Annotated in this window: 7 protein-coding genes; 6 read left to right on the forward strand and 1 reads right to left on the reverse strand. The window is 48.2% G+C overall.

What is annotated here, in order from left to right; genetic code table 11:
- Nucleotides 1–327: 327 nt before the first annotated feature.
- The 6 genes from QGT73_RS00005 (at nt 328) to QGT73_RS00030 (ending at nt 10,154) form a co-directional block, all read left to right on the forward strand.
- On the forward strand, nt 328–3,375 hold the full coding sequence (locus tag QGT73_RS00005) for a SusC/RagA family TonB-linked outer membrane protein (RefSeq protein WP_280120915.1): 3,048 nt from the start codon (nt 328–330) through the stop codon (nt 3,373–3,375).
- A 22-nt stretch (nt 3,376–3,397) separates the two neighbouring features.
- Nucleotides 3,398–4,846 carry a RagB/SusD family nutrient uptake outer membrane protein gene (locus QGT73_RS00010; protein ID WP_280120916.1) on the forward strand — a complete coding sequence of 483 codons (1,449 nt, stop codon included), beginning with the start codon at nt 3,398–3,400 and terminating at the stop codon, nt 4,844–4,846.
- Nucleotides 4,847–4,888: 42 nt separating this feature from the next.
- Nucleotides 4,889–5,650, forward strand: a complete 762-nt coding sequence (locus tag QGT73_RS00015; protein ID WP_280120917.1) for a DUF4843 domain-containing protein — start codon at nt 4,889–4,891, stop codon at nt 5,648–5,650.
- Nucleotides 5,651–5,681: 31 nt separating this feature from the next.
- Nucleotides 5,682–7,274, forward strand: a complete 1,593-nt coding sequence (locus QGT73_RS00020) for a hypothetical protein (protein ID WP_280120918.1) — start codon at nt 5,682–5,684, stop codon at nt 7,272–7,274.
- A 12-nt stretch (nt 7,275–7,286) separates the two neighbouring features.
- Entirely contained in the window at nt 7,287–8,645 is a 1,359-nt protein-coding gene (locus QGT73_RS00025; protein ID WP_280120919.1) for a TlpA family protein disulfide reductase, read from the forward strand.
- 159 nt (nt 8,646–8,804) lie between these two features.
- On the forward strand, nt 8,805–10,154 hold the full coding sequence (locus QGT73_RS00030) for a TlpA family protein disulfide reductase (protein ID WP_280120920.1): 1,350 nt from the start codon (nt 8,805–8,807) through the stop codon (nt 10,152–10,154).
- A 103-nt stretch (nt 10,155–10,257) separates the two neighbouring features.
- Here the strand turns inward: QGT73_RS00030 and QGT73_RS00035 are convergent, their stop codons facing one another.
- Nucleotides 10,258–12,699 carry a hypothetical protein gene (locus QGT73_RS00035; protein WP_280120921.1) on the reverse strand — a complete coding sequence of 814 codons (2,442 nt, stop codon included), beginning with the start codon at nt 12,697–12,699 and terminating at the stop codon, nt 10,258–10,260.
- Between the last annotated feature and the right edge of the window lie 8 nt (nt 12,700–12,707).

Consider the following 12,707-nt stretch of genomic DNA (forward strand, 5'->3'; position numbering starts at 1 on the left):
ATACAAAGATACAAAACTTATTTGACTTTACCAAATAAAATTGCAGCTAATTACTATAAAATCAGCAGGTTGAATTTACTTATAATGGTGATGTCTATTCCACATTATCGCCTTAGCGTGTCCGCTGAATAGTTACTTTTAGTTAAATTTGTAGTTAATGAATGTTGATTATAATCGGGGGGGGTAAAATTTTGTTTAAATTTGCCGAAAGTCAATAACAAAAAGAGTGTTTAAGTGGTGCTATTCCTTCCAAATGTGTTTTGTTAGGGCTTTTTTAGTGATGAAATTTCAGTTATTAACCAATCATTATCAATCGCAACATTTTTTATGAAAGCAAAAGGACTTCATCTATTCCTGTTGTTAGTCCTGTTCCTGTCCTTAGGGTCTCCGGAGGTCTACTCCCAGCAGGCCGGCGGAGGGACAGCCGGGACAGCGACGAGTAACTCGTCAGTAACAGGTGTAGTATTAGACTCAGAAGGATTACCCCTCCCGGGCGTCACTGTCGCTGTGATGAAAGGCGACAAGATGATATCGGGCACAGCCACTACCATCGACGGAGAGTTTGCAATCAAAGTACCTGCCGGAGCAATGCTTCGGTTCACCTACATCGGTTATGCACCTCGGGAAGTAGCCCCTGTTTATGGCAAATCGATGGAGATAACAATGGAAGAGAGTGCTGAAAAAATGTCGGAAGTAGTGGTCAACGGCTACTTTACCCGCAATCGCAACACCTATACAGGTGCGGCCAAATCGTTGTCGGGCGACGAGCTCCTGAGCGTCTCGGCCACCAACATACTTTCGGCCCTCAGTTCGCTTGACGCCGGCCTCAACATCACTCAAAACAATGCCATGGGCTCCAACCCCAACAGCATTCCCGACCTTGTGATACGCAGCACCACGTCGCTGGCCACCGACAATGAAACCGGCCTCAACTCACCTCTCATTGTAATCGACGGTGTAGAGCGTGACCTCCAGGCTCTTTATGATATGAATATTCAGGACATCGAGCGTGTTGACATTCTTAAGGATGCATCGGCCACCGCCCTTTATGGTGAGAATGCCGCCAACGGTGTGATTATCATCGAGCGCAAGCGTGTGTCGCAGGCTCCGGCCCGTGTGCGCTACACATTCACTCCTCAAATGAGCTTTGCCGATCTCAGCAGCTACAAACTTTGTAACTCGGCTCAAAAACTCGAACTTGAGCGTATGGCCGGTCTTTATGACAGCCCCAGAGGAGACCTTGACCAAAGCTATTATGACAAACTTGCTCTCGTAAGTGCCGGACGCAATGTCGACTGGATATCCAAACCTGTACGCAACAGCTTCTCCCATACCCACTCGCTCTCTGTGTCGGGACGCGGCTCAAGCCTTGACTATAACATTACCGCCGACTATTCCAATCTTAACGGTGTAATGAAAGATGACGGTCGTAACCGCTATGGCATGGAGCTGTATCTCAGCTATCGTGTGAGGGAGAAACTTGTTGTGACCTTGCGTGCCGGACATACCAGTCTTGACGTGAAAAACTCTAAATATGGTTCATTCTCCGATTATATCGAGGCAAATCCATATGATTCGCCATATGATGAATACGGTTATTTCAACCGCGTCCTATCTTATGGTATGCTCAATCCTCTTTACGAGGCATCGCTCAGCAGTTTCAGCAAGACACAGACCCGCACCCAGAACGCATCAATTGACGTGCGTTATAATTTCCGTCCCAACCTCTACATAACGGCACAAGGCTCTTACACAACATCAAAGGGCACCAGTGACGAATTTACTTCGCCTGATTCCTATAAATATGTGTCAACACCTCTTGACCAGTGCGGCTCATATACGCTCGGTAATCTCTCTACCGACAATTGGTCCGCTAAAGTCGTTGGCAACTGGATTCACAACTTTGACAACGAAGGCACCATGTCGACACTCAACGTCGGTGGAGAACTCCGTCGCGAGAAATCCACTGCAAGCTATCTTACCGGCTCAGGTTTCCTCTCTGACGATCTGGCCGACATAGCGTACGCTACAACTTATTCGACAGCCCAACTCCCGACCGGAAGTGAAGACCTGGCCACCAGCATGGGTGCATTCGCCGCAGCCAACTTCATCCTTAAAAACCGCTATGTAGTTGACGGCAGCTACCGTCTCTCTGGTTCGTCCAAGTTTGGTTCAAACAACCGTACCGCACCATTCTGGTCGGTAGGTCTCGGCTATAACATGCACAACGAAAACTTTATCAAAGACCTCGGTATCTTTGATATACTCCGTCTGCGCGGCAGCTATGGTCATACGGGTAGTGTGAAGTTCAACTCCTATCAGGCTATTGCCACATATCTGTTCTCAACCAGCTATCTGCACTATGCAGGTGTCGGTGCCGTGCCTATGGCTATTCCCAACCCCGACCTTACATGGCAGACAACCAAGAAGTTTAACGTCGGCATCACATCTTCGCTCTTCGGCGACCGTCTCAATATCAATGCCGATTACTATCGCGAGACTACCGACGATATGCTCATTGACGTGAGCCTTCCCCCGTCGTCAGGTGCAGGCACCGTGAAAAACAACTATGGAAAGCAGAAGAGCTATGGCGTGGAGTTCAGTGTCTGGGGCCGGATTATCCAGAACCGCGACTGGATGTGGAGTGTTACAGCCACAGGTCTGCACTCCAAGTCGACAATCCTCAACATCTCCGATGCACTGAAGCGCAAAAATGAGGAAAACGCGGCTGTCAACACCGAGACAACACCTCGTCTGCAGTATCGTGAAGGAGCTTCGCCCACAACCATCTGGGCCGTGCGTTCTGCCGGAATCGACCCTGCATCCGGTAAAGAGATTTTTATCAAGCAGGACGGTTCGTACACATATGATTATGACACAGCCGATCAGGTGGCCTGCGGTGATAAGAATCCCAAACTCCAAGGCACAATCTCGTCGATGCTTACTTATAAAAACCTCTCGCTCAATATAAACTTCTCCTATCGTTTCGGAGGCAATCTCTACAACGAAACCCGTATGGCCAAGGTAGAGAGCATAGATCCCCAGAAAAATGTCGATGAGCGAGCCTTTACCGACCGCTGGAAACAACCGGGAGATGTATCGCCCTACCTCGCTATCAAGTATAACGCGGAAAGCACATCCCAGTCATACTTCTATACGGATCGTTTTGTGGAGAAGGACAATGAGCTGTTGCTTTCGAGCGTAACCCTTCAGTATAACGTGCCTCAGAAGGTTGTCAACAATCTCGGTCTGCAGCGTCTTTACGTAAGTGCCGGTGCCGAAGACCTTTTCCGCCTCACCTCCGCCAAATATGAACGAGGCACGACCTATCCGTTCAGCCGCAGTGTGAACCTCTCTTTAAGTCTCACATTCTAACCACTCATTATCGAACAACAATATGAAAAAAGTATATATTGCATTCACCTGTATGCTCGGACTCTTCGCCACAACATCATGTGACGATTTCCTGGACGTCCAGCCCAAGGGTGAGAAAGTCGAAGAAGACCTCTTCAGCACCTATAAGGGGTTTGAGAGTGCCATCTATGGCGTGTATGGCTCCATGAGCGACAATGCTCTTTACGGATGTGATCTGTTGTGGGGTACTACCGAGCTTCTTGCTCAGAATCTTTACAGCACATCGACCTATGGTCAGGACATGGGTCAGTATGAATATTCAAGAAATCAGGCTTCACGTGACCGTATAGGGCGTATATGGACCACGGCATACATCTCTATCGGTTATGCCAACAACGTAATAAAGAATCTTGACGAAAAGGGTCCCGGCAGTATGCCTAACTGGGACTTGTATAAAGGTGAGATGCTTGGAGTGCGTGCACTGCTGCACTTCGATCTGCTGCGCATGTTTGCCCCCGCCGGTGACGAAAGTCTGCAAGGCATACCTTATGTGTCATCATATTCGTTTTCGGTTAAACCGTTCCTCTCAGTGGGAGAATGCTATGATGCGATAATCGCAGACCTCACCGAAGCGGAGAAGCTGCTTACCGACGATGAGACGCTTATGGCATATCCGCGTGACAACGACAATTATGACCGATATCTCAACTGGCGCGAGACTCATATGAATCTTTATGCCGTCAAAGGCCTCCTCGCCCGTGTGTACTGGTATCGCGGAGACATGACCAATGCCGGCAAATATGCTGCCCAGGTTATCGACAAAGGCTATTTCCCGCTTGTCCAGCCCACTGAAATCAAGGATTATCTGGCCGGCGTGTTGTCGCCTAAGGAGACTGTTTTCGGCATCTATTCGACAACATATCTCACCACAGCCACGACATATCTGTATCAGTATGTCTCTTACTCATCTTATGAGGCATATGACAATTCCTCAGGCTCTAACAAACTCGAGCCCTGGCAGAGTGTCTATAATCTTGACGTGGATGTTACTGCCCAGGACTATCGTCGCAATCACTTCCGTGTAGGTAATTCGATAACATTTTTTGATAAACTTACCGACTATAAGACCATCAATAATATATCTCACGATGGAAATTTTATATCCGGCATGACAGTGATGCATTCATCCGAATTATACCTCATTGCTGCGGAGGCTTTCCTCTCATCGGATTACAACCGAGCACTGAGATATTTCAATACCGAAATCACATCGCGCGGACTACCTGCGTTGATGCCTGATCAGACTCTTACTACCGATCGTATCTACAATGAGTACCGTAAGGAATTGTTTGGTGAGGGCCAGCAGTGGTTCAACATGAAGCGACTCAATCGCGACATAGTGTCCAATAATCAGGGCCGTGTAATTCCTGCATCCGATGCTATATACGTATTGCCGATGCCTGATGAGGAGTATGACTATCGCGACGAATGATATGCATCTCACGATTGACTGAAAATTTTTTAGACGAACACAATGAAGAAAATATCAAATATAATGTGGTGCGGTGTAATGCTTGCTGCACTCTCGTCTTGTACCGAAGAAGACTACAAGGTATACGACACTTCACAGAAAGACTCGGTGTTCTTTGAATACCGAGATGACGCCAACAAACTCATTGAGGCCATCGAGTATAATTTCAATTATGATATAGCTGATAGCCACACAATCGAGATTCCCGTATCTCTCATGGGCATGCCTAAGGACTATGACCGCACATATAATATTGTAGTCATAGATGACGAGACTGACATGGTTGAGGATGTCAACTATGTAATCTCTGACAATGTCATCAAGGCCAGGGCCGTCAATGGAGTGGTAAAGGTCAACCTATTGCGCAATCTTGACCCGGAGTTGCTGACGACATCCAAGACTCTCACGCTCTCAATCAGTGAGAATGACCAGCTAAAGTCGGTCGGTGAGAATAAATTTGCCATCACATATTCCGACATACGCCCGGAGGTACGCCCTGTATGGTGGACCCCTTATGCCACGATGCCGGTATACTCTTATGAGAATGCTCAGTTATTCTTCGATTACTTTTACCGCCTTGTACCCGTGGCCAATCAGGCTATATATAACGAAATCATCAACACCTACGGCGATTATTTCGTGAAGCACAAGACCGGTATGGTGTCTCCTCTTGTGTATTACGAGCGTTTCCTGCGTCAATATGTGATGATTCCCCTCTATAATGAACATCCCGAGATAGATTGGCAGGCCTCTCCGCTTTTCTAAAATTTACATTATTTAGAATTTAGACAATAATATGAAATTCAGATATATCACCATAATAATTGCGGGGGCTCTGACTCTGAGTGTCCTCAACTCGTGCATCGATGACGACAGCAAATATGGCGACATCCCTGTGCCCCGGCTCAAGGTTGAAGTCCCTGACACAGAGGTCGGCTCTATGCCTGAGGTAAACTTCAATCTTGGCGAGGAATGTGTCATCAAGCCTCAGATTTCCTACGATGGTTCCGGCTCGCTTCACTATGAATGGAGTGTCGGTTCTTATGCCAACGGCGTGAAGGGTGAACTACAGGTTGTAAGCAATGAGCTCGAACTTCACCACTCATTCCCCGCCGGAGGCACCTACTATGCTCACCTTAATGTCACGGATGGTGTTGTCGGATTCTCTCAGGATTATCAGATCAATATCAACCGTACATTTGAGCAGGGCTACCTTATTGTTTCCAACAATAAGTCGGGTATCGGTAACCTTGCTTTTATCAAAGACCTTACACCCGAGGAGAAAGAGCAGGGTATGAGCCCCATCACCATGGAACACTGTCTCGAAGCGGTAAACGAAGGTACTAATCCCGAATATCTCGCCGGAGTGAGCGTACTGCAGGTGTCATGGCCCACTGATGCCACACGCATTGTGGCAAGTTATGGCTCGACATCTTACTATCTTGACCCCAACACTTTCATCTCGCTCTCAACCATCAATCATAATGATGTTATACCCGGATTCAACGCACGCACATCTATCGGTGGGGCTGATGCCGTTGTGTACGACCCTGTGATGAACCGGTTCATCACACTGTTTGCCTACGATATGATAGGAGTGGAGGAGAGCAAGTATGCAAGCGGACAGTTTGGTTTTGATTACTATAACTTCTACGCTTACTCATCATACGGCACTCTCGTCTATAACAACTTCTTTGTATGTCATTCACCTCTCGAGGTATTCTTTATAGATTATTATGGCAATCGCATTGACCAGACATCGATAGTTGACGAAAATACCAATAAACCTATTGGCAACATATTTGACGGTCATTCGTGTGTTAATGTATTTGGCGGTCTTGCCATTACGTATACCTACGAGTACTGGGGTCAGATTTATGAAGACTCTTATTTCCCTTGCTGTGTGATCAGCAAGGATGAGGCTTCTGGTAAGTATTGGTATACACGTCTCAGTGGTTTCGGAACATATGACACGTCAATGGGACTTGCAAGCCGTAGTGAAATTGATGTCACATCGACTACTGCAATCCCCGACGTAGAGGGTGCCATTACTTTGTCACACACTTATCAGCGTGGTTACTACACATGCAACAACAAGGTATATGTGATGACTTATAACAATGAAAAGGCAATTTTACCCAATGAGTCACAGTCGGTACTCTCTTTCCCCGCAAACGAAGAGATCACATATATGACCATCAATGCCGATACCGAAGAACTGATTGTGGCTACAGCCGATAAGACCACAGGCCGAGGCAGTGTGTATTTCTATGATACCGCAAATGTTCGCACCGACTCGCCCAATACTCCGGCCAAGGCATACTATCCTGATTGTGCCGATAGGATATCGTTTATGATTTATAAGCCCCGTGTGGCCGACAATAAGTAATAAGCCCGATATATGAAACTATTGACAACATTCGTGTCAGCCGTCTTGTGTGCCATCTTTAATGTCGGAGCACAAGGTGTGGGCTTTAAAGTCACGCTCCCGGCAGATTCTGCCTATAACGGCATGAGGGTGTTGATACAAAATATCTCACCCGAGTCTGCCAAGTCATTTTCAGAACTTAAGTCTGTAAATGGCTCGCAGGCATTTGCAGGGCGTGCCGAAGCATCGCCATATGGTATATATCGCATAATCTGCAGCAATTCAAAGTATCAGTATTCTCTTCCGGTATATGTCAATCCGGATGATACGGTAGTGGCTTTGGGAATGCAGACAAGCGGTCCGTCTCTCGTCTCGTCGTTAAGCGATACTTCTAACCGTGCGCTACACGCTTATCAGGAGTTTTTGACACAAAAGTCTATCAGGCTTTCGCATGAGACAGACAGTATGCCGCTTGACGAAATTAAAGCGCGGCTATCATCGCTCATAACGGCAGGCAACTCTATTGTCGACAGTCTGAAGCCCGAGCCGCAGGTTGCCGAGTTTATTCGTCTTTGGGCCTATAGTTCGGTTTTTGAATGTGTTGACATGGCCAACTACCTTTTCAGACGCAGCCGACGCGATATGTATATAGCCCCGACCGACATATTGCCTCCTCCGTCGACCATTCTCGATACCCCTATGGCCATGGCGTTTATGAGTAATGTCCTTGCCGTGACAACATCACTTCCTGACAGAGTTCCTGTCGAGCAGCAGCTTGAGGCTCTTTATGCATCATATCGTACACCCGTCATAAGGAGTGCGGTGGCGCAGAATCTTGTGATGGGTTTTGTGAATCACTACAATCCGTCGGACGGAATGGCCGAAGGCGAGAAACGATTGGCCTCAATGATTGAGAAGTATTCTTTGCCTGAACATCTGATGACCGCTTTTAAGGCCAAAAAGGTAGTTTCGGAGGGTACTCCATTTCCCGATGTTACGCTCGTAGACCGTGATGGCAATACAGTAGACTTCTCACGCTTCCGAGGCAAATATGTCTATGTGGATCTTTGGGCTTCATGGTGTGGTCCATGCTGTGCCGAGGTGCCGCATCTCAAAAAACTTGAGAAAGATATGGCCGGCAGCAATGTTGAATTTGTGTCAATCTCGCTTGACTCTTCGCGTGATTCTTGGATTAAGAAGATGGCGCAACTTGATATGCATGGCAATCAGCTATTGTGTAATGACGACCGCCTTGCTCAAATGCTTAATGTGAAGGGCATTCCACACTTCCTTGTATATGACCCCGAGGGACGTCTGCTTATATATAAAGCTCCTCGCCCGAGTTCAGAGCAGATACTCCCCACACTCAAGGCTCTTGGTGCAAAAGAGTAAGCATATATAGTCTAAGTTTATAAAATCACGGGTATGATACATCATGTCCGTGATTTTTGTATTTTCGCCCTGTCGGAGAGATGTTCTTGGAGCCATGGTGTTATATTATTGGGAAAAATGCATTATTTTTGTGGCGTATATCACTTTATAATACCATTTATGAAAATCCATTCAACAATGTTCGCGCTGATGGTAATGTCAAGTGCGTGTATGCATGCCGACAACCTGTCAGTCAAGATTGATCTTTCGGATAATCCCTTATGTGGGGAGATGAATGTCAATATGCGCCCGGTCGAGGATTACAGCGCGGCGGCATCTGTGACGCTTCAGAAAGCCTATGCTTCATTACGTGTCGGCGAGATCGTGGAGAGCCCTTCGGGTCTGTATTACCTCTATTGTTATACACCTAAATATCAGACTTCGATACCGGTGAGTCTTGATGTCGAGAGCGTCAAGTCGCCCATTAAGGTTTCTGTCAAGGATTATGTGGTCACGACTTCTCTTTCGGGGCCGGTCAACAATGCTCTTGTCGATGCCAACACTCGCTTCACTGATCGCGCGCGCACTGTGGGCAACGGTGCGGCCGACATGACTTCCGACGAGCTGCGAACCGCCCTCGCAGGATTTATCTCTGACGGGGAGGCTGTGATAGCCGACGAGCCGTCGCTGCCTGCCTCGACGCAGGAGTTTATACGTCTCTGGGCCTATACACTTGCTTCCGACTCCTATAGTATGGCTCTTCATGTGAGAGGCCGCGCCGGAAAGGAAGTCTCTTTTAATGCTTCCGACATCCTTCCCGCGCCGGCAAGTGTGCTTGACACCCCCATGGCCGCCGGATTTCCGTCGGTCACCGGAGCTGTAGCCTCGACTCTTCCCGGTAAAAATGTTGAGGAGAAGCTCGCTGCGCTCCATGAGCTATACAATACGCAGACCATAAAAGACAATGTCACATCGATGCTTGTCAGAGGCTTTATGTCGGGTTTTGATTATAAAAACGATTTTGAGTCGGGAGTGACACGTCTGCAGGCTCTTACCGACAAATACTCATTGCCGGCAAGCTATCTCGAGAGTTTCCGTGCCCGTCGGGCCACAGTGCCTGGATTGCCGTTTCCCGAGGGCGTAAAGCTCCTTGACCGCGACGGCAAGGTGGTAGACTTCTCAACATTCCGTGGCAAATATGTATATGTCGACCTCTGGGCTTCGTGGTGTGGACCCTGCTGTAAGGAGGTGCCTTATCTTCAGCAGCTCGAGAAAGATATGGAGGGCTCGAATGTTGTCTTTGTCTCCATCTCATGTGACTCGTCGACCGCTCCGTGGTTTAAAAAGATGGAGCAGCTCGGCATGCACGGCAATCAGCTCATCGATACCACCAACGAGCTTGGCAACAAACTTAATGTCCGCGGCATCCCTCACTTCCTGATTTATGACCCCGAGGGCAATCTGCACACATATAACGCTCCACGTCCGTCATCGTCCCAGATACTCCCCCTCCTCCGCTCGCTTAAGTGACGCTTACACCCACTAAAAAACGCCAGTCAGTGACAGGAGTGTCTCTGACTGGCGTTGATGTTATCCCACATTAATGTGTCGGGGATGAGTATAGCGGTCCGGATTATCTAATGTAAATCTTGCTGACTTTATTGCCCTGGCGGCGGATAAATATTCCGTTGGCGGGATTGTCGACACGCATGCCGTTGAGGTTGTAGTATTCGACAGGCATGTCAGTGGTGTCAGAGCCTATGTCATCGATACCGCTTTGGTCGACTGTAATCAGTGACACTTTTGTGACTGTTACGGCAAAGCCTGAGATGACCAGGCCGTGAGCCTTGAGTTTCTCAAGGTCTGTCACATTTATTTCATATACGGCATCCTTGGCTCCGCGCTTGAAATTACCGGCCGAGTCCATGTTGGTGCCTTTACCGTTGACTGTGAGGTCAACCATGTCACCGCTTTGTACTTTGACGATGCCTTTGCCTTTGCCTGCATTGATTGTGAGATTGATTTTGAAGCGGTCTCCCTCACGGGCGTTTTCAAACTTGTCGGCCGCTACTGTTACTGACTGAGCCCATTGTCCGCAGTTGACATTGCCGCTCCAGATTTCAGATTCAATGCCTGGAGCGGGTGTGTCGGGATTGTCGGGCAGAGGGTCGCCTGACGAGAGCTGAATACCTGTCACAGTGATGTTTGCACCTTTGACACGCAGGCCGTTGGCCTTGAGTGACGCAGCGTCGTTATTGGTTATCACATAGGTGAGTTCGGTGACATCGGGCTGTATGCATCCATAGCTGTCAAGATTGGCCGAAGTCCTGTCGGTCTCGAGTTTGACATAAGTCTGGTCGTCAAGCTCTATATTTCCATAGTCATTACCGGCGTTCACGTTCAGAAGTATTTTCAGTATGTCGCCGCCCTTGACATTTGAAAATTTGGGAGCGTCTACCGTAATATCGTTTTTCCAGCTACCGGTCGAAGTGCTACCTGTCCATATCGTATTTTCAGCGGGAGTCTCTACGCCCTGTCCGCCGATAAGCTCTACCTTTGTAACGGTGATGTTTGCGCCTTTAATTCTGAGACCGTTTGATTTGAGCAGAGCCACGTCTGCAGCCCCGATTTCATAGGTCACTTTAGTCACGTCGGCCTGTATGCATCCATAGCTGTCGAGGTCGGCCGAAGAACCGTCGGTGTCAAGTTTGGTATACTTCTGGTCATCAAGCTCAATGTTGCCGTAGTCTTTGCCAGACTCGACGTTGAGATATATTGCGATTTTGTCGCCGGCTTTGATAGCCGAAAATTTAGGAGCGTCAACAGTTATATCGTTTTTCCAACTGCCGGTCGAAGTGCTACCTGTCCATATCGTATTTTCAGCGGGAGTCTCTACGCCCTGTCCGCCGATAAGCTCTACCTTAGTAACGGTGATGTTAGCACCTTTAATTCTGAGGCCGTTTGATTTGAGCAGAGCCACGTCGGCAGCCCCGATTTCATAGGTCACTTTAGTCACGTCGGCCTGTATGCATCCATAGCTGTCGAGGTCGGCCGAAGAACCGTCGGTGTCAAGTTTGGTATACTTCTGGTCATCAAGCTCAATGTTGCCGTAGTCTTTGCCAGACTCGACGTTGAGATATATTGCGATTTTGTCGCCGGCTTTGATAGCTGAAAATTTAGGAGCATCTACCGTAATATCGTTTTTCCAGCTACCGGTCGAAGTGCTACCGCTCCACAGCACACCATCCCCCGGAATGTTGGGGGTGTCGGGCTTCTCGGGTGTTTCGGGAGAGGTCCCTCCGTCGGTGAGTGTGACTTTGGTTATTGTAACGTTGCGGCCTTTGAGCTGTAGTCCGTAGCTCTGTAGGCTCGCGATGTCATTGTCGTCATTAATCACTGTCGAGGTTACCGTGGTGGTGAGTGCAAACTGTCCGTTTTTCTTGACATTGGTACGTCCGTCCTGACATTTGAGTTTGGTATTGTTGGAGTAGATGTCGACCGATGCGTATTGCTGAAGGGTGCCGGTGGTGAAATGTATGGTCAGAGTCTGGCCTTTTGTCAGACCGAGAAATTTTTCGGCACCGAGTTTGAAATATACTTTTTTCATGTCGGGCACGGCTGTGCTTCCTTCAAAAAGCACAGGATCAATATCGAGTTCGTCGACCAGTACAGCCTTTGTGATATTGGCCGAGCCTGGCTTTGCCGACATGAGCGCAATCTTGGTGATTTCATCCTTTTTGCTGTTGTCAAGTCGGAGCACAATCCGGGTGGATGTGGCATCTGCCTCGCAATTGCTCGAAGCATTTGATTCATCGGAGTAATAGGCTTCGAGTTTGAATTTGGCCGGGGTGGGTTGCTCGAAGTCCATCACGATGTAGTTGTATTCGGAGTAGTCCTTGTTGTCAAGGTTGAATACTATGCCGCCATAGCCTTCGGTCCAGGAGGCGGTGTTGCCGCTCATTGCCGCTCCGCTCCAGCAGAGCTCGGATGTGTAGAGAGGCATGATGTCAAGTTCGGCGGCCGATGAGCCCAAGGCCATCAGGCCGGTCGCCAGGCATGCTAAAATTTTTCTCATAGTTCTAT

The sequence above is a fragment of the Duncaniella muricolitica genome (assembly GCF_910574735.1).
Taxonomy (GTDB): Bacteria; Bacteroidota; Bacteroidia; order Bacteroidales; family Muribaculaceae; genus Duncaniella; species Duncaniella muricolitica.